The organism is Haloferax marinum, from assembly GCF_009674625.1.
GTDB lineage: Archaea > Halobacteriota > Halobacteria > Halobacteriales > Haloferacaceae > Haloferax > Haloferax marinum.
Map to the genome: position 1 here is coordinate 2691695 of NZ_WKJQ01000001.1, position 16981 is coordinate 2708675.

19 protein-coding genes are annotated in these 16981 nt (G+C 64.2%); 10 read left to right on the top strand and 9 right to left on the bottom strand.

Annotated features, from left to right (window positions below; all coding sequences use genetic code 11):
• Positions 1-28 precede the first annotated feature (28 nt).
• The 3 genes from GJR99_RS13530 (at position 29) to GJR99_RS13540 (ending at position 3434) form a co-directional block, all read left to right on the top strand.
• Positions 29-1447 carry a sodium-dependent transporter gene (locus GJR99_RS13530; protein ID WP_151113023.1) on the top strand — a complete coding sequence of 473 codons (1419 nt, stop codon included), beginning with the start codon at positions 29-31 and terminating at the stop codon, positions 1445-1447.
• Positions 1448-1623: 176 nt separating this feature from the next.
• Entirely contained in the window at positions 1624-3168 is a 1545-nt protein-coding gene (locus GJR99_RS13535; protein WP_151113967.1) for an acyl-CoA carboxylase subunit beta, read from the top strand.
• A complete protein-coding gene (locus GJR99_RS13540) occupies positions 3165-3434 on the top strand; it encodes an acc operon protein (protein WP_151113025.1) in 270 nt (89 codons plus the stop codon). Before GJR99_RS13535 ends, GJR99_RS13540 begins: the two co-directional genes overlap by 4 nt.
• Before the next feature lie 21 nt (positions 3435-3455).
• On the opposite strand, the gene GJR99_RS13545 is transcribed toward GJR99_RS13540, so the two are convergent.
• The 7 genes from GJR99_RS13545 to GJR99_RS13575 form a co-directional block, all read right to left on the bottom strand.
• The gene (locus tag GJR99_RS13545; protein WP_151113027.1) at positions 3456-4115 is read right to left on the bottom strand and encodes a glycerophosphodiester phosphodiesterase; all 660 of its coding nucleotides are present in this window, start codon (positions 4113-4115) and stop codon (positions 3456-3458) included.
• Positions 4116-4281: 166 nt separating this feature from the next.
• Positions 4282-4470, bottom strand: coding sequence for a 30S ribosomal protein S17e (locus tag GJR99_RS13550; RefSeq protein WP_151113029.1), 189 nt, complete (start codon positions 4468-4470; stop codon positions 4282-4284).
• 24 nt (positions 4471-4494) lie between these two features.
• Positions 4495-5142 carry a DUF447 domain-containing protein gene (locus GJR99_RS13555; protein WP_151113031.1) on the bottom strand — a complete coding sequence of 216 codons (648 nt, stop codon included), beginning with the start codon at positions 5140-5142 and terminating at the stop codon, positions 4495-4497.
• Positions 5139-5996: a triphosphoribosyl-dephospho-CoA synthase gene (locus GJR99_RS13560; RefSeq protein WP_151113033.1), complete on the bottom strand. Its 858-nt coding sequence runs from the start codon at positions 5994-5996 to the stop codon at positions 5139-5141. Before GJR99_RS13560 ends, GJR99_RS13555 begins: the two co-directional genes overlap by 4 nt.
• Positions 5993-6787: a tRNA-dihydrouridine synthase gene (locus GJR99_RS13565; protein ID WP_151113035.1), complete on the bottom strand. Its 795-nt coding sequence runs from the start codon at positions 6785-6787 to the stop codon at positions 5993-5995. Before GJR99_RS13565 ends, GJR99_RS13560 begins: the two co-directional genes overlap by 4 nt.
• A complete protein-coding gene (gene cofD, locus GJR99_RS13570; RefSeq protein WP_151113037.1) occupies positions 6787-7779 on the bottom strand; it encodes a 2-phospho-L-lactate transferase in 993 nt (330 codons plus the stop codon). Before cofD ends, GJR99_RS13565 begins: the two co-directional genes overlap by 1 nt.
• Positions 7780-7833: 54 nt before the next feature.
• Positions 7834-8094 (bottom strand): hypothetical protein, encoded by a 261-nt coding sequence (locus GJR99_RS13575; protein WP_151113968.1) that lies wholly within the window; start codon positions 8092-8094, stop codon positions 7834-7836.
• 103 nt (positions 8095-8197) lie between these two features.
• On the opposite strand from GJR99_RS13575, the gene GJR99_RS13580 reads away from it, so the two are divergent.
• The 7 genes from GJR99_RS13580 (at position 8198) to GJR99_RS13605 (ending at position 13884) form a co-directional block, all read left to right on the top strand.
• Entirely contained in the window at positions 8198-8806 is a 609-nt protein-coding gene (locus GJR99_RS13580) for a hypothetical protein (RefSeq protein ID WP_151113039.1), read from the top strand.
• A gap of 71 nt (positions 8807-8877) precedes the next feature.
• Positions 8878-10050, top strand: coding sequence for an HD domain-containing protein (locus GJR99_RS13585; RefSeq protein WP_151113041.1), 1173 nt, complete (start codon positions 8878-8880; stop codon positions 10048-10050).
• The gene (locus tag GJR99_RS17735) at positions 10050-10184 is read left to right on the top strand and encodes a hypothetical protein (RefSeq protein ID WP_255518307.1); all 135 of its coding nucleotides are present in this window, start codon (positions 10050-10052) and stop codon (positions 10182-10184) included. Before GJR99_RS13585 ends, GJR99_RS17735 begins: the two co-directional genes overlap by 1 nt.
• A gap of 141 nt (positions 10185-10325) precedes the next feature.
• On the top strand, positions 10326-10724 hold the full coding sequence (locus tag GJR99_RS13590) for a DUF5518 domain-containing protein (protein WP_151113043.1): 399 nt from the start codon (positions 10326-10328) through the stop codon (positions 10722-10724).
• 130 nt (positions 10725-10854) lie between these two features.
• A complete protein-coding gene (locus GJR99_RS13595; protein ID WP_151113045.1) occupies positions 10855-12078 on the top strand; it encodes an HD domain-containing protein in 1224 nt (407 codons plus the stop codon).
• 147 nt (positions 12079-12225) lie between these two features.
• Complete coding sequence (locus tag GJR99_RS13600) at positions 12226-13239, top strand: amidohydrolase family protein (RefSeq protein WP_151113047.1); 1014 nt, start codon at positions 12226-12228, stop codon at positions 13237-13239.
• A 93-nt stretch (positions 13240-13332) separates the two neighbouring features.
• Entirely contained in the window at positions 13333-13884 is a 552-nt protein-coding gene (locus GJR99_RS13605; protein ID WP_151113969.1) for a universal stress protein, read from the top strand.
• Positions 13885-13889: 5 nt separating this feature from the next.
• Here GJR99_RS13605 and GJR99_RS13610 read toward each other — a convergent pair whose 3' ends face one another.
• On the bottom strand, positions 13890-14939 hold the full coding sequence (locus tag GJR99_RS13610; protein ID WP_151113049.1) for a biotin--[acetyl-CoA-carboxylase] ligase: 1050 nt from the start codon (positions 14937-14939) through the stop codon (positions 13890-13892).
• A 54-nt stretch (positions 14940-14993) separates the two neighbouring features.
• The gene (gene pccA, locus GJR99_RS13615) at positions 14994-16787 is read right to left on the bottom strand and encodes a propionyl-CoA carboxylase biotin carboxylase/biotin-carboxyl carrier subunit (protein ID WP_151113051.1); all 1794 of its coding nucleotides are present in this window, start codon (positions 16785-16787) and stop codon (positions 14994-14996) included.
• Between the last annotated feature and the right edge of the window lie 194 nt (positions 16788-16981).

Sequence of the window (16981 nt, forward strand, 5' to 3'; positions counted from 1 at the left end):
TTTAGGGGGAGAGGGGGAATGAGAACCAATGGCACGAGAAACGTGGGCAACACGGCTTGGGTTCATCCTCGCCGCCGTCGGCAGCGCCGTCGGGCTCGGGAACATCTGGCGATTCCCGTGGCAGACCGCCGAAAACGGCGGAAGCGCATTCCTCGTCGTATATCTCGCAATCGTACTGCTCGTCGGCGTTCCCGGACTCCTCGGAGAGTTCGTCATCGGCCGGCGTTCGAAGAAATCACCAGTCGGCGCACTCCGTGAGCTCTCCGGGTCGAAAAAGTGGGGCTACGTCGGTGCGTTCTCCGTCATCACCGGCATCTCTCTGTTGTCGTTCTACAGTGTCGTCGGCGGATGGATTCTCCGCTACTTGCTCGAAAGCGGTGCCTCCGTCGTCGGCGGCAACCCCGCGTACTTCACCAATCCGGGACAGTACTTCGGTGGCGTCTCCGCCGGTGCCGACGCGGCGCTCTACCACCTCTTGTTCCTCGGACTGACCGCACTCATCGTCTTCGCTGGCGTCCGCAAGGGAATCGAACTCGGAACCAAAGTCATGATGCCCGCGATTCTCGTCCTCCTCGTCGCTCTCGCGGGGTGGGCCGCGACGCAACCCAACGCCGCCGCAGGGTACGCGTTCTTCCTCCGGTTCGACCCGTCGGTCCTCTCCGAGAACTTCTTCGCCATCCTCGGCCCTGCCGCAGGACAGGCACTCTTTACGCTCTCACTCGGTGCGGGAACGATGATTACCTACTCCTCCTACCTCGACGAGGACCGGTCGCTTCCCTTCGACGGAGCGGCTATCGCCGTCCTCAACACGAGCGTCGGCGTCATCACCGGCCTCGTCGTCTTCCCACTGCTGTTCTCGCAGGGAATCAACCCGACAGAGACTGGAACCGGTCCCGGTGCGCTGTTCGTCGGCCTCGCGGGCGCGTTCTCGCAACTCCCCGCCGGGACGCTCATCGCGACGGCGTTCTTCGGCGTCGTGACGCTCGCCGCACTGTCGAGTTCCATCAGCATGCTCGAGATTCCTGTCGCGTTCCTCGTCGACGAGTACGACATCTCACGAAAACAGGCAGTCGTCGGCACGACCGGATTCGTCGCCGTCACCGGGACCGTCTGCGCGTTCAACCCCGCTATCTTCGGATTCGTCGCGGGGACGCTCGTCAACATCCTCCTGACCGCTGGCCTCGCGGCCTTCCTGCTGTTCGTCGGTTGGGTCATGGGACGTGAGGCGCTCGACGAGTTCACCACGGGTGCCGGGTCGTTCGGCCGCGCACTCGGCACGCCGTGGCTCTTGAGCGTCGGCGTCGTCCTTCCGTTGTTCCTCGTCTTCACGCTCCTGACGCACTTCGGCGTCGACGGGACGATTGGCTTCTGGCCGACTGTCGGTGTCTCGGTTCTCGCGAGCGCCGCCGCGTTCCTCGGCCTGCGCCGACCCACATCGGTCGTCTAACCCACCCCAGATTTTTCGCGCTGTTTCGTCGCAATCTCTCGATTACACGGCGATACTGGTCTCTGATTGACATATAATTCGACACCTGTCGAAGTAAGGGTTGCCGGATTGCGGAACTCCTTTGACCCCAGAATACGCACCGACTGTTCAATGAGCGACGGTGGTCTGGCATGACGATGGAGGACCGCATAGACGAACTTCGAGAGAAGCGCGAACGCGCACTGAAAGGCGGCGGTGAGGACCGAATCGCCTCTCAGCACGACAAGGGCAAGATGACTGCCCGCGAGCGAATCGACTACTTGCTCGACGATGGAACCTTCCAGGAGTTCGACCAGTTCCGAACGCACCACAACCACAAGTTCGGGATGGAAGAAAAGAAACTCCCCGGCGACGGCGTCGTCACGGGGTACGGAGAGGTCGACGGACGGACCGTCTTCGTCTTCGCCCACGACTTCACCGTCTTCGGTGGGTCGCTCGGCGAAGTCTTCGCGGAGAAAGTCTGTAAGGTGATGGACAAGGCGATGGAAGTCGGCGCACCCGTCGTCGGCCTGAACGACTCTGCCGGCGCACGAATCCAAGAGGGTGTCCAATCGCTCGGTGGGTTCGGTGAAATCTTCCGCCGAAACACCGAGGCGTCCGGCGTCATCCCACAGATCTCTGCGATCATGGGCCCCTGTGCCGGCGGTGCGGTCTACTCCCCTGCACTGACAGACTTCACGTTCATGGTCCGCGACACCAGTCACATGTTCATCACCGGCCCGGACGTCATCAAGACGGTCACCGGTGAAGAGGTCACCTTCGACGAACTCGGCGGCGCGACGACGCACACCGCCACGAGTGGTGTCGCCCACTTCGCCACCGACACCGAAGAACAGGCGCTCGACGATATCCGACACCTCCTCTCGTATCTCCCCCAGAACAACGTCGAAGACCCACCGACGGTCGAACCGTGGGACGACCCCGAGCGCGTCGACGACCAGCTCGCCGAAGTCGTCCCCGACCAACCGCGCAAACCGTACGACATCCACGACGTCATCGGCGGCGTCGTCGACGAGGGGTCGTTCTTCGAGGTCCAGGCGGACTTCGCGAAGAACATCGTCGTCGGATTCGGCCGTCTCGACGGCCACTCCATCGGTCTCGTCGCGAACCAACCACGAGTGAACGCCGGCACGCTCGACATCGAGTCGTCGGAGAAGGCCGCGCGATTCATCCGGATGTGCGACTCGTTCAACGTCCCAATCTTGACGTTCGTGGACGTCCCCGGATTCCTCCCCGGAACCGACCAGGAACACAACGGCATCATCCGCCACGGCGCGAAACTCCTCTACGCCTACTCCGAAGCGACGGTGCCACTCATGACGGTCATCACGCGCAAGGCCTACGGTGGAGCCTACGACGTCATGGCCTCGAAACACCTCGGCGCGGACGTGAACTACGCGTGGCCGACGGCGGAAATCGCGGTCATGGGGCCGCAGGGCGCCGTCAACATCCTCTACCGCGACGAACTGGACGCGGCAGACGACCCGGACGCCCGCCGCGACGAACTCATCGAGGAGTATCGCCAGGAGTTCGCCAACCCCTACACCGCTGCGGACCGTGGGTTCGTCGACGACGTCATCGAACCCGGCGAGACGCGGAAGCGACTCATCGCGGACCTTCGGATGCTGAAGTCCAAACGCAAGTCGCAACCGGACAAGAAACACGGTAACATCCCACTATGAGCGACGACCTGCTCTCTGGACTGTCGATTCCGGACGACGCAGCCCCCGAAGAGGCCGCGGCCATCGCCGCGGCCGTCGGCGCACACCTCCACGACCAGCAAGTCGCCGCCGCGGCCGCCGCCGCGGACGACGACGAAGAGACCTGGAACGAAAAGCGCTGGCAGTACGCCGGCCGACTCCACTCGGTCACCGGGTGTAGTCGCCGCGTCCCGTCCGGTGCGCCGACGAACGCGTGGGCCGCGTCGGGTCGTACAGACCGGTTCTAATCTCCGTTCTCCCTCTCGTCGTTATCTTCCACCGAGCGCCGGGTCGTCTACGATAACTCCATCGACGCCCCACTCGCGGAGTCGTTCGACTGTCTCGCTTTCGGGGACGGTCCACGTGTTGACGTCGAACCCTCTCTCGTGTGCCTCGGTCACGCGCTCCGCCGAGAGCAGGTCGTACCGGGGGTGGATAGCCGTGCATCCAAGTTCATCGGCGACGCGAAGGGCGTCGTCCCACTCGTCGGCGAAGAGATACGCGACAGGGAGGTCGGTCTGCTCGCGGACCTCCCGAAGTGCTTCCGAGTCGAACGACGAGACGAGAATCTCGTGTTCGACGTCGGCCACGACAGCAGCGAGGTCTGCGGCGAGCCCTGGTTCTTTCAGTTCGACGTTGACGGCGACGTCCTCCGGGAGCGCCTCGAGAACCTCCCGGAGCGTCGGAATCGTCTCGTCGGAGTCGCCGACGCGGAGGGCGCGCAGTGCTGCGAGTGTGGCGTCTGCGACGAGTCCTGTGGAGTCGGTCAGTCGGTCGAGCGTCTCGTCGTGAAAGACGACGAGTTCGCCGCTCGCACACCGCTGAACGTCGAGTTCGACCCAGTCCAGACGCGTCGCTGCCGCGCGGAAGGCGGCGAGTGTGTTCTCCGGTGCGAGCGCAGGGCATCCACGGTGACCGATGACGCGCATAGTAGTGCGTCACGACAGCGTGGTGAAAACAGTTACTCAGCGCCAGCGTGTACACTTTCGTGACAGGTAGTGACTGCGTGTCCGCTCTCGAGACGGGAGTGAGAGCGCTACCGCTCCCGCCACGGGTGAAGAAGAGGTGTCGCAGAGAGAATCGTCTGCTTCGAAATTACGCGGCCTGGCCGCCTTTCTTCCGGGTGATGTAACCGGCGATGCGGTTACGGACGCTCTTCGACTCTACCGTGGTCAGTTCGCTGACGCTGTCCTTGTTCGTCTCGAAGTCCGTGTTGAACGCCTGCGGGTACCGCTCCAGCAGGATGTTACCAAGTTGCTTGACGTACTTGGGCTTGATTGCCATGTGCCAGAATTCCCGCGACGAACACTAAAACGATTCGTTCCGTCTTTGCGAGGCCCGCTCTCTCCACCCCGTCAACTCGTCGATTCGTGCGAACGCCTCACGCTCTCTCGGTCCACCACACTTCTGGACGGTCTCTGCGAAGTATTCGAGTCGAGCGAGCAGGTCGTCGGTGTCGAACGCCGGAACGTCCAGACGCGAGGCGGCGACAGTCGCGTCGACGACCGCACCGAATCCGCGGTTGATGGTGAACGGACGGGTCTCCTCGACAGCGGCGTCGACGGGTGTCAACTCCCACTGTTCCCAGTGAGTTCCCTCGTCGTCTCCCGAATCGACCATCGTTGCCCCCACTTCGACCCACGCGTCTGCGGCGTCGAGGACGGGCGACTCCACTTCGTAGATGGTCATCGCCGCCTCCACGAACGCCCGCGGGTCGGAGACGAACTGGACGACGCCGCCACCCTGTCGATGGAAGTTTCGGCGCGTCCGGGTGTTCCCCCACGTCGTCGCAGTCACCGGTTCGTCGGATGAGTCGGGCGCGTGGAGGCCGAGTGCCGCCAGATTCCACCGGTCGTTCGGGCCGAGAGTGGCGACGACGGACTCGGTGACGCCACGAAGTTCGACCGGCCACTCGGCCGCCGATGGGGAGACAGCCCCACTCGGTTCGTCGGTCACAGCGGAACCCCGCGTTCCAACGCAACGAACGTCGCTGCACAGACGATGTCGGCAGTCGTTCCGGGGTTGATTCCCTCGGCGACGAACGACTCGGCCAGTTCTTCGGCGGCGTCGAGGTCAGAGACTGCCGCGGCGCGGTCCATTACGTCACGGGCGACGGCCTCTCCGTGGTTCGTCACGACGAGCGTATCTGGTTCCTCCGTGAGCAGGTCGAGGAACGCTCGTGCGACGCGGTCGGTGACTGGCCCGTCGCCTTCGAGAATCGACTCGGCGGCGCGGAACGTTCGCTCGAACCCACCGGCCCACTCGCGGGCGTTGGCGTCTCGTTCGGCGCTGCGTTCCATCACGTCGAAGAGCGTGAGCGACTGCTCTCGGAGCGCGGACTCGGCACCTGCACCACGCCGAACGTCGAGGTCAGGCGCGTCTTCGGGTGGGTCGCCGACGGCGACGTCGACGTGTTCGAACGCACGGTAGAACGACACTGCGTCGTCCACGGTGGTCGAGCGAACCACGTCGGTCACGCCGTCAGGCGAGAGGGCTCCTGCGGCGGCCGCCCGAACGAGCGGAACCAACAGAAGCAGACATCCGAACTGCGTGTTGCCGCCGCCCTGTCTGCTCATTCCTTCGACGGCAGTCTCGAACGCCGCGCCGACTGTCGCGCCGTCCTCGGCGAGTCGAAGTCCGGACGCCGACCCGACGGCACCGGTCAAGAAGTGTTCGAAGTGAAGGTCTGAGAGGTCACGCTTCCGGTCGACGTTGCCCGGTTTGGGCGTCCCGGCGACTTCGAGGAGTAAGGCGAGTTCGGCGTGTCGCGCAGGGCCGAACCCGCGGTCCGAAACCGGTCCGGTCGTCATCGAGAGGACACCTCGTGTTCTCGGTCGTGCGGCGGTCCCGGTCGTTCTGCGTCGCCTCCGACGAACCACTCGTCGACTGCCTCTCTGACGCGGCGGAGCACCACGGGGTCGTCGCTCGCTCGGCCGACACTGACCGCATCCGCTCCGTACCGGAGATACTCGTGTGCAGTCTCTCGGTCGCGAACGCCGTTGTTGGCGACGACGAAGCTGTCGGGTTCGGCGGCGACGACGTCGGCGACGACGGACTCGGAATCCATCGCGTCGATGTGGAGCCACGACGCCCCCGCGTCTGCGAGTTCTGTGGCGAGTTCGGGGAGCGACACGTCCTCGACTTCGGCGCGTACTTTCACGCCGACGGGGGCACCGGATTCGGCCGCCGTGGCGACGTACTCTGCGAGTCGGTCGGTGTCGCGGAGGAGCGATTCACCGCAACCGACGGCACAGAGTTCTTCCTGCCGGCAATGTGCGTTCACCTCGACGCCCGCACCGTACTCCGCACAGAGTTCTGCCACGTCGCGTATCGGGTCGGGCGACGTCGCGCGAACGTTGACGGCCGTGAAGATGTCGCTTCCGGCGAGCGCGACGAGTTGCGCTTCGACGAACTCGAGTGGGTCGTCGGTGAGGAACTCCGAGCGACCGCGGGCGACGAGAGCGTGTGCGGCCTCTCGTGCGGGTTCGTCGAGTGCGATACCGCCGAGGAAGGCCGCACCCACGTGGGGCGTAGCCTGCTTCGCCCACTCGGCGTCAGATTCGCCGCTGAGGCTCGCGACGGCGACTCGGGGGGAGAACATCACGACACCTCCGAAAGTGCTGTTTCGACGGCACGAGCGACTCGCTCGGCATCGTCGGGGCCGTCGATTCGGGTGTCCGTTCTGACGACTGGTCGTCCGAGGTCCGTCCCGTCGTCGTCGTCGAGGACGAACGCGTCCGCGAAGGGATACGCGTCGGCGACCCCTGCGGTCGAGGGGTCGTAGCCCACGCCGGCCATGAGGTCCGCCGCAGGCCCGGAGAACACCGTGTCTTCGACGAAGGGAGACACGGCGACGACGGGCGTCGATTCGAGTGCGTCGGTGAAGCCGTCGAGTGCGAGCATCGGACCGATACTCGTTATCGGGTTCGACGGACCGACGACGATGGGTTCAGAGAGGGCGTCTGTGACGGCGTCGGTGATGCGTGCGTCGTCGGCACCGCGGAACTCGACGTCTTGGACGACTGGGTCGGCGCGGCGGTGGACCCAGTACTCTTGGAAGTGCATCGTCCCCTCGTCGGTGTGGACGAGCGTCGCCACCGGGTCGTCGCTCATCGGGAGGAGCGAGCAGTCGAGGGCGAAGGCGTCGGCGAGTGTTCGGGTGACGTCGGTGAGCGAGTGTCCTTCGTCAAGAAGCGAGGTTCGGGTGATGTGGACCGCTCTGTCGCGGTCACCGATTTCCATGAACTCCGCGACGCCAGAGAAGCGCCGCCAGCGGGCGATGTCTCGGCCGGACGTCTGGGCGGAGTCGTCGAGATATCGTGGGCCGGATTCGAGACCCGCCGCGTCCGCGAGTCGGTGGAGTTCGTCGTCGGTTTCGGTGGTGTCGTCCGCGATGCCCCACCAGCGGCCGGTGTCGAGGACGCCACCTTCCGAAAAGAGGACCGTGTCCACGTCCGGACAGACCAGATGGCCGCCGAGTTCCACGTCGTCGCCCGTGTTGGCGACGACGGTCGTCTCGGCGGGGTCGAACACCTCGGCAGCGCCAGCGAGGAGTTTGGGGGTGCCCGTGCCCCCGGCGAGGAAGGTTACCATGCTCCGCCGTAGGGCGAGTGTCGGTTTGAAAGTTCCCTCATCGGCAGTGGACGTTCAGCGTCCGCCGCGGTACGCGACGGAGGTGTCGAACTTCGACGGCATCACCTGCCCGGCGACGGCCTTCCTGACGAAGAACCCAGAGAATCCGGCCGTCACGGTCAACCCGAGCGAGAACACGATTGCCGAGACACGGGTGATGGTGATGCCACCGAGTAGGCTCACTCCGACCAGATACGCCGCGTCGAGCACTGCACCTGCAGCAATCACGAGCAAGCCCAGTCCGACCGCGTTTCCAACTGCAGACTTCAGGCTCATGTCGGTGGGTCGGTCCGGCGTTGTAAACCGTTTGGGGGCCATCGAGTCCCGAGCCAACACGACTCACAAAACGGCTATCCTCTCAGACAGACGATACGAAACTATGGCACCGTCTTCGCCCTCCCCACGCGTCCTCCTCGTCGCTGTCGTCGTCGTTCTCGCGGCCATCGGCAGTGGTTTTCTCTTCGTCGACTTCGAAGCGGGAACCGTCGAAGAGTCTGCGACTGCGACGACAACAGTCGCTTCGACGAACTCCGACTCGCTCCAACCCGTCACGGACGCGTATCTCGTCGTGGACGCGCCCGACACCATCCGGGACGACCTGACGGACGAACTCGTCGCGGCGTACGAACGCGAGGGGATTACGTTCACCCCCACCGACGCCCGCGACTCGTACGACAGGGCCGTCGTCGTGGTGGTCGTCGACGAGTGGGACCCTCGCTGGACTCCCGTTCTCTCGTCGGGGAGTGCCTCCTGGCGCGTCGTCTTCGACGCCGGCGGGCACACCGACCACGTCGACGCCGCCCTCGCCGACGAACCGCTGCTGTTCACGTCCAGTGACGGGGCCGACCTCGTCGTCACGGCCCAAATCGACCTCGTCCTCGGTGCTCGGGGTGTCGTCTCTCGACCCGCGTACCGCGGTCACCTCCTGACGGCCGTCGCCGACGCTAGCGTCTCGCAAACGAGAGCTCAGATACGCAGGACTACGTAGGATTATCTGGTCTCACCGTCGTGCTCACGCGGACGGCGTGGCTATTTGACGGCGGGCGTACAGGATTTCGTATGACCGCGGTCAAAGACAGCGTCCACGACTACATCTCGCTCGACCCAGTGGCCGCCGAACTCGTCGATACACCCGAGTTCCAACGACTTCGACACATCAAGCAACTCTCGACGGTTCGACTCGTCTATCCCTCTGCGAGTCACACGCGATTCGAACACAGTCTCGGCGTCTATCACCTCGCCTCACAGGCGGTTTCACATCTCGATATCGACGGTGACCGTGCTGCACACGTCCGTGCCGCCGCCCTCCTCCACGACATCGGCCACGGTCCGTACGGCCACCAGACCGAAGACCTGATTCGCCGCCGAACTGGCCGCGACCACGACGAAATCGCTCACCTCCTCGACGGAACCCGTCTCGGAGAGATACTCGAATCGCACGGACTGTCGCCGTCGCGCGTCGCGGCTATCGTCGCCGGCGAAGGTCCCGTCGGCCAACTCGTCTCGGGCGAACTCGACGTCGACCGGATGGACTACCTCGTCCGCGACGCGCACCACACGGGCGTCCCCTACGGCACTATCGACCACGGCAGACTCGTCCGAGAACTCCGCTACCGAGACGACAAACTCGTCCTCTCGGAAGGGAATCTCCAGACGGCAGAGTCGCTGTTACTCGCGCGGGCGTTGATGAACGGGACCGTCTACCGACATCACGTCTCGCGTATCGCGGGTGCGATGCTCGAACGCGCCTCCGAACGACTCCTCGAAGACGGCGTCTCGATAGACGAGTTCGTCCGAATGGCAGACCACGACCTGCTCGTCGCACTCGGAGAGCACGTCCCCGAACTCGGGCGACGAATCGAGAGTCGAGAGTTGTACAAACGAGCAGTCTGGGCACCTCTCGACGCGGTTCCCACCGACGTGGTCGAACTCGGGTACGAGTCGTCACGGGCGGTCGAGCGTGAAATCGCAGACATCGTCGGCGTCCCACCGGAAGTCGTCATCGTCGATTCTCCTGCCCGCCCACGAATCAAAGAGTCTCGGTCACGAATCGTCGTCGACGGCGTCGTCCGCCGTCTCGAAGACGCGTCCGAACTGGTCGGTGCGCTCCGCGCGACAGAACGCACGCAGTGGCGACTCGGTGTGTACGCACCAGAAGCCATCCGCGACGACGTCGCGGCCGCCGCCGTCGACGTTCTCGACGTCCCGATTCGCGTGACGACGCCACCGTGATGGAACCCCGACGAGACGGCGACACAGCGACGCAGCGACGCAGCGACGCAGCGACACAGCGACACAGCGACACAGCGACACAGCGACACAGCGACGAGTTGGCGACGAACCGCCTCCTCGAAGAGGGTGAGTGAGACTCCGTATTTCCGACTTCACGTCGAAACACTGTGAGATACGTGCTAAATTCGTTGAATATCGTTAAATTAGGACTTTTTACCAGTACATTCTCGGCAAATGTCTAAGGTGTTTATTCTGTGGTACAACCAACTGAATGCATGGCAATCAACTGGCGTGCCGTCCTGTACGGCTTTGGTACCAGCATCGTCCTCGGACTTCTCAGTGGATTCGTCATCCCGTTCACAGACTTTGCACTCCCAGTCATCGGCGCAGGTCTGGCCGGACTCATCGCAGGTGGCGTCGCCGGATACTACAACAACCGGAGCACGATGAGTGACGCGACCCACGGCGCGCTCGCGACAGTCATCGGTGCGCTCATCGTCGGAATCCTCTTCACCGTGCTCGGAACGCTCCTCGCGGGTATCTTCGGCCTCGGTGCGGGCCTCGGCCTCCTGGTCCTCATCTTCGTCGCAGGTATCCCCGGCGCTGTCGGTGGCGTCGTCGGTGGCTACCTCCACCGTGGCCGTGAGGACCGGATGGGACGCCCGACTGCCTAAAACAACTCACAGCCCAACAGAGAGGGCACCCGTTCCCCGTTTTCCTGCACAGTTCGTGACAGAGCCAGAGGCGTTGACTCTGCTCACCCCGCCCGACCCTTTTTACCCGATGACGGCCGAAGGACGAGACATGACGACCATCAAGGACAGCGTCCACGACCACATCGAGGTCGAGGGCGCGGCCGAGGCCCTCCTCGACACGCCGGAGATGCAACGGCTTCGGCGTATCAAGCAGTTGGGGACGGTCCAACTCGTCTACCCCTCTGCGAACCACACCCGGTTCGAACACAGTCTCGGTGTCTACCACCTCGCCTCCCGCGCACTCTCGCACCTCGGTATCGAGGGTGACGCCGCCGCACACGTCGAAGCGGCGGCCCTCCTCCACGACGTCGGTCACGGACCCTACAGCCACAACATCGAAGACGTGACACACCGCCACACCGGCAAGTACCACGACGACGTGGCGGGACTCGTGACGAACGGGACTATCGGAGAGACCCTCGAAGAACACGGCCTCGACCCGACGCGCGTTGCCGACCTCGTCGCGGGCGACGGCGAATTTGGTCAACTCGTCTCGGGCGAACTCGACGTCGACCGGATGGACTACCTCGTCCGCGACGCGCACCACACGGGCGTCCCCTACGGCACCATCGACCACGAGCGATTGATACGCGAACTCGCGTTCGTCGACGGCGAACTCGTCCTCGCGGAGGGGAACGTCCAGACGGCAGAGTCGCTGCTGCTCGCGCGAGCGCTGATGAACCCAACCGTCTACCAACACCACGTCGCACGTATCTCGAAGGCGATGCTCCGACGGGCGTCGGAGCGACTGCTCGACGAACCGGACATCGACGCCCACGAACTCCGACGGATGGACGACTACGACCTGTTGGTCGCGCTCAGACTCGACCCCTCGACGAGTGAGTTTGCCGAGCGTCTCGCCACCCGCAACCTGTACAAACGGGCGGTGTGGGCCGAGATTCCCGACGTCCCCGACTCCGTCATCGACGACGACCACGAGGCGGTAGCCGAGTACGAGCGAACGATTGCCGACGAGGCGGGCGTCCCACACGAGTCGGTCATCCTCGACGTCCCACCGCGTCCGTCGATGACCGAGTCGTCCTCGCGGGTGATGGTCAACGGCGAGATTCGACAGTTAGAACGCGAATCGCCGCTGGTGCAAGCCCTTCGGACCGCACAAGAACAGCAGTGGCGTCTGGGAGTCTACGCACCGAGCGGAGAGGCCGACAGAGTTGGTCGCGCCGCCGCCGAAGTACTCGGACTCGACATCGACGGTGCGCTGGTCGCCGAAGTGCGACGCAACCTCAACACGACGCTCGACGAGTTCGAGTAACGTCGTCGCGTCTCCTGGCTCGCGTCGCTTGAGTAACGTCTCTCGGCGTCGCGTCTCCTGGCTCGCGTCGCTTGAGTAACGGACGACCCACCGTCGCGCCGTCCCGAGACGAGAGGTTCAAGCCGCGGGGAGCACGATTCGAGAGCGATGCAACTCGAGGGAACCGTACTCCGTGGCCGCGAGTTCGAACCGGTCGAAGGGCGCGTCGTCGTCGAAGACGGGACGATAACTGCCATCGAGGAGAGTGAGACCGATTCGACGGATATCATCCTCCCGGCGTTCGTCAACGCGCACACCCACCTCGGTGACTCCATCGCTAAAGAAGCGGGCGGCGGGCTCTCGCTCGACGAACTGGTCGCGCCACCGGACGGCCTGAAACATCGCCTGCTCCGGGCGGCGAGTAAAGAAGAGAAGGTGGCCGCGATGCACCGCTCACTGCGGATGATGGAACACGGCGGAACCGCTGCCTGCATCGAGTTCCGCGAAGGCGGCGTCGACGGCGTCGACGTCATCCAGCAAGCACTCGACGGACGCGATATCGAGGCAGTCGTCCTCGGCCGCGAGACGGCCGACGCGATGGAGATTGCCGACGGGTTCGGTGCCTCCGGTGCGCGCGACGCAGAGTTCGGTGCGCTCCGAAACGCCACAGAAGAGGCCGGCAAACTGTTCGGAATCCACGCTGGCGAAAGAGACGCCCTCGACATCAACCCCGCGTTAGACCTCGACCCGGACTTCCTCGTCCACATGGTCCACCCGGAACCGCTCCACCTCGAACGCGTCGGTGACAGCGAGATTCCAATCGTCGTCTGTCCGCGGTCGAATCTCGTCACGGGTGTGGGTGTCCCGCCCATCAGAGAACTCACCGAACGGACGACCGTCGCACTCGGGACGGACAACGTGATGCTGAACAGTCCATCGATGTTCCGCGAGATGGAGTTCACCGCGAAACTCGCAGACGTGCCTGCCGCCGAAGTGCTTCGGATGGCGACCATCAACGGCGCAGACATCGCCGGCCTGAACTACGGCCTCGTCGAAGAAGGCCGGGAGGCGAAACTGCTCGTCCTCGACGGCGACACCGACAACCTCGCAGGCGTACAAGACGTCGTTCGCGCCGTCGTCCGCCGCGCTGGACTCGCCGACGTCAAAGACGTCTACCTCTGAGTCGCCACCGACGGGTCCCTCGTCGCTATTCTCGACGTATTCTCGCTGTCACAAAGTGTTATTACCAGCCATGGTAATATGTCACCAAGTGACATGGTGTTGTACGACCGAATCATCGTTCCAATCGACGGGTCTGCTGGGTCGAACCGAGTCGCGACCCACGCCGCCGCACTCGCCGCAGTACACGGTTCAGAACTACACGGCGTCTACGTCGTAAACGCCGGGAGTTTCGCTGGACTCCCGATGGAGTCGTCGTGGGAAGGACTCGACGACCTGTTGCGTTCGGACGCCGAGGCGGCGCTGGCACTGGTGGAGCGAGCGGCCGAAAAAGAGGGAGTCCCGGTCGAAACACACGTCTTGGAAGGAACACCGAGTCGAGAAATCGTCGAGTTTGCCGAGCGCGGCGACTGTGACCTCATCGTGATGGGGACACACGGCCGCGGCGGCATCGACCGACTCCTCCTCGGGTCAGTCGCCGAGAAAGTCGTCCGCGCGTCTTCGGTGCCGGTGTTGACCGTTCGTATCGAAGGCGGTGAAGACGGTGCAGACGTCACCGCTGAGTCGACGAGCGACGCCGCCGCAGAGTCACCTGCCGAAACCGACACCCCGGCGGACGCAACAGCGACGGCCGACGGCGAAGAATAGCCGACTCAGCGACTGTCGTCTGTCGCCGGGCGCAGATGTTCGCAGTCACCCGCGTGGACGCGCGTCTCGCCGTCGTCGGTTCGGACGACGAGCGTTCCGGGACGTTCGACGTCGACTGCCGTCCCTTCGACGACGCCACCCGCGGTGTGGACACGAACTCGTCTCCCGAGCGTGTCCGCTCGCTCGCGCCACGCCGGGAGCACGCTCTCGAGGGCTGTTCTCTGTTCGTCGAAGCGTTCGAGCACTCGTTGGACGAAGACGCGGCGTTCGACGGGTCTTGCTTCTGCAGCGACACTTGTCGCTCCGTCGGGGAGGGTCGCCGGGTCGAGATTGACGTTGATTCCTGCTCCGATAACTAACCACGACACGCGGTCCGCCTCGCCTTCCATCTCGGTGAGGATGCCGCAGAGTTTACGGTAGGGTTGGTTCGTAGGGTGGTCGGTTGGAGAAACGCCACTCGCTTCGCTCGTGGCGACTACGTCAGACTCTGACGAGTCTGACGAGCGATTGTTCGCAGCACGCTCTGGCGTGCTGCTCACAATCACATCGTTCGGCCACTTGATACTCGCGTCCACACCCGCTTCTCGCGCCGCGTCACACACCGCGACGGCCATCGCCAGCGTGTACAACGGCGCGAACGCCGGCGGTTCGTCGGGTCGGATGAGAACGCTCATCGAGACGCTCCCGTCGGGTGCAGCCCACTCGCGACCCTTTCGGCCTCTGCTGGCAGACTGTTCGCGCGCGACGACGACGACGTCGCTCGCACCGTCGGCGGCGAGTTCGCGGGCCCGGTCGTTCGTCGAGGCGAGCGTCTCGTGGAACTCCACGTCGTAGTCGGCCGCCAGTCCATACTCGATTGCCGCGCCGCCGTACTCTGGCACGTCGCTCACGACGTAGCCCTCGTCGGTGCTCTCGATGCCGAAGCCGTCGTCTCGAAGTGACTCGACGTGTTTCCAGACGGCGGCGCGGGAGACGTCGAGTCGCTCCGCGAGTTCGGGGCCGGAGACGGGGCCCTCGGCGAGTGCGGCGAGGAGGGCGCGTCGCGTGTCGCTCATGGAGTCGGCTACTTCGGCGCAGGAAAAGAGGTTCGCGGTTCGCTGTGGCGTCGATTACTCGATGACGATGAGCACGTCGCCCATATCGACGCTGTCGCCCTCGCCGACGAGGACCTGCGAGACGGTGCCGCCGCGTTCGGTGACCACGTCGTTTTCCATTTTCATCGCTTCGAGCACACAGACGGTGTCACCGGGTTCGACGTCGTCGCCTTCGTCGACGTCGACAGAGAGAATCGTCCCCTGCATCTCTGCGGTGACCGACTCGCCGTCGCCCTCGATAATCTGTTGGTCGTCCTCGTCGTCGTCACGGCGCTTGCGCGGGCCGGACGGTTTGGAGGCGGCGGCGGCACCACCGACCGGGATGGCGGGCGCGCCGCGTTCTTCGAGGCTGACCTCGAAGCGCTTGCCGTTGACCTCGACGGAGAAGGTCCGCTCGGTCACTTCTTCGTCTTCGTCGTCGCTGGTGACGGCCTCCGGTGCCCAGCGCTCGACGGCGGCCTCGACTCGGTCACGGTCGAGAACCTCGTCGAGATACTTCGTCGTGTGGCTTCCCTCGCGGAACGCCTCGTCGGTGAGCATCAGGCGGTGGAACGGGATGACCGTCCGAATCCCTTCGATTTCGAACTCGGCGAGCGCGCGTTCGGCGCGGGCGAGCACTTCCGTGCGGTCCGACCCGGTGACGATGAGTTTCGCGATCATCGAGTCGTAGTCGCCACCGATTTCGTCGCCCTGTCGGACGGCGTCGTCCATGCGGACGCCGATTCCGCCCGGTGGGTCGTACGTCGTGAGTTCCCCTGTCGCGGGCGCGAAGTCCTTCTCCGGGGCTTCCGCGTTGATACGGAACTCCATCGAGTGGCCGTCGATTTCGACGTCGTCTTGCGAGAAGTCGAGTTCTTCGCCGGCGGCGACGCGAATCTGCCACTTCACCACGTCGAGACCCGTCACTTCCTCCGTGACGGTGTGTTCGACCTGGATACGCGTGTTGACCTCCATGAAGTAGAACTCGCCGTCTTCGACGAGGAACTCCACCGTCCCGGCGTTGGTGTAGTCGGCGGCGCGGACACCGCGGCGTGCGGCCTCACCGATGCGTTCGCGCAGGTCGTCGTCGAGGGCGGGCGAGGGTGCCTCCTCGATGACCTTCTGGTGACGGCGCTGGAGCGAACAGTCACGTTCGCCGAGATGGCGGACGTTACCGTGTTCGTCGGCCAGAATCTGCACTTCGATGTGGCGCGGCGCTTCGAGATACTTCTCCACGTAGACGGAGGCGTTGTCGAAGTACGCCTCACCCTCGCGTTTGGCCGTCTCGAACTGGTCGTCGACTTCGTCCTCGGAGTGGACGACTTTCAGACCGCGGCCACCACCGCCACCTTCGGCCTTGATGGCGACCGGGTAGCCGAACTCGTCGGCGACGGCTTTCACGTCGTCGGCGGACTCGGCGGGTTCGGTCGTTCCGGGAACCACGGGCACGTCGGCGTCCTGCATGAGGGCGCGGGCTTTCGTCTTCTCCCCGAGTCGTTCCATCGCGGCCGCGGACGGGCCAATCCACTTGAACTCCGACTCTTCGACCTTTCCGGCGAATTCGGCGTTCTCCGCGAGGAAGCCGTATCCGGGGTGGATGGCGTCGGCACCGGCCTTCCGGGCCGCTTCGATGACCGACTCGTGGTCGAGATAGGAGTCGGCCGCTCGGGCGGGACCGATGTTGTACGCCTCGTCGGCGTAGCGCACGTGGCCTCCGTGCTTGTCTGCCTCGCTGTAGACGGCGACAGTCCGGACTCCTAACTCTTCGCATGCACGCATGACACGCACTGCGATCTCGCCTCGATTGGCGACGAGAACCTTGCTGAACATTTGCGGTAGTCTTTCAGGGAGTTCCACCTTATTCTATCGGTTTCAACAACACGCGTCGGTATCGTGTTCGACGATTGCCGATTTGTTTGTTCGACCGTGATAGAACCGTCGGTGAGGAGAACTGTACCGATTTTTTGGAGGGAATATCGGTTCGAATCCAAACGACCTTATGCGTGTGATACACTAAGACACGG

What these genes read in the sequence shown, in the direction of transcription:
- GJR99_RS13530 (WP_151113023.1), top strand. Translation starts at nt 29, where the DNA reads ATGGCACGAGAAACGTGGGCAACACGGCTTGGGTTCATCCTCGCCGCC.
- GJR99_RS13535 (WP_151113967.1), top strand. Translation starts at nt 1,624, where the DNA reads ATGGAGGACCGCATAGACGAACTTCGAGAGAAGCGCGAACGCGCACTG.
- GJR99_RS13540 (WP_151113025.1), top strand. Translation starts at nt 3,165, where the DNA reads ATGAGCGACGACCTGCTCTCTGGACTGTCGATTCCGGACGACGCAGCC.
- GJR99_RS13545 (WP_151113027.1), bottom strand. Translation starts at nt 4,115, where the DNA reads ATGCGCGTCATCGGTCACCGTGGATGCCCTGCGCTCGCACCGGAGAAC.
- GJR99_RS13550 (WP_151113029.1), bottom strand. Translation starts at nt 4,470, where the DNA reads ATGGCAATCAAGCCCAAGTACGTCAAGCAACTTGGTAACATCCTGCTG.
- GJR99_RS13560 (WP_151113033.1), bottom strand. Translation starts at nt 5,996, where the DNA reads ATGACGACCGGACCGGTTTCGGACCGCGGGTTCGGCCCTGCGCGACAC.
- GJR99_RS13565 (WP_151113035.1), bottom strand. Translation starts at nt 6,787, where the DNA reads ATGTTCTCCCCCCGAGTCGCCGTCGCGAGCCTCAGCGGCGAATCTGAC.
- cofD (WP_151113037.1), bottom strand. Translation starts at nt 7,779, where the DNA reads ATGGTAACCTTCCTCGCCGGGGGCACGGGCACCCCCAAACTCCTCGCT.
- GJR99_RS13575 (WP_151113968.1), bottom strand. Translation starts at nt 8,094, where the DNA reads ATGAGCCTGAAGTCTGCAGTTGGAAACGCGGTCGGACTGGGCTTGCTC.
- GJR99_RS13580 (WP_151113039.1), top strand. Translation starts at nt 8,198, where the DNA reads ATGGCACCGTCTTCGCCCTCCCCACGCGTCCTCCTCGTCGCTGTCGTC.
- GJR99_RS13585 (WP_151113041.1), top strand. Translation starts at nt 8,878, where the DNA reads ATGACCGCGGTCAAAGACAGCGTCCACGACTACATCTCGCTCGACCCA.
- GJR99_RS17735 (WP_255518307.1), top strand. Translation starts at nt 10,050, where the DNA reads ATGGAACCCCGACGAGACGGCGACACAGCGACGCAGCGACGCAGCGAC.
- GJR99_RS13590 (WP_151113043.1), top strand. Translation starts at nt 10,326, where the DNA reads ATGGCAATCAACTGGCGTGCCGTCCTGTACGGCTTTGGTACCAGCATC.
- GJR99_RS13595 (WP_151113045.1), top strand. Translation starts at nt 10,855, where the DNA reads ATGACGACCATCAAGGACAGCGTCCACGACCACATCGAGGTCGAGGGC.
- GJR99_RS13600 (WP_151113047.1), top strand. Translation starts at nt 12,226, where the DNA reads ATGCAACTCGAGGGAACCGTACTCCGTGGCCGCGAGTTCGAACCGGTC.
- GJR99_RS13605 (WP_151113969.1), top strand. Translation starts at nt 13,333, where the DNA reads ATGGTGTTGTACGACCGAATCATCGTTCCAATCGACGGGTCTGCTGGG.
- GJR99_RS13610 (WP_151113049.1), bottom strand. Translation starts at nt 14,939, where the DNA reads ATGAGCGACACGCGACGCGCCCTCCTCGCCGCACTCGCCGAGGGCCCC.
- pccA (WP_151113051.1), bottom strand. Translation starts at nt 16,787, where the DNA reads ATGTTCAGCAAGGTTCTCGTCGCCAATCGAGGCGAGATCGCAGTGCGT.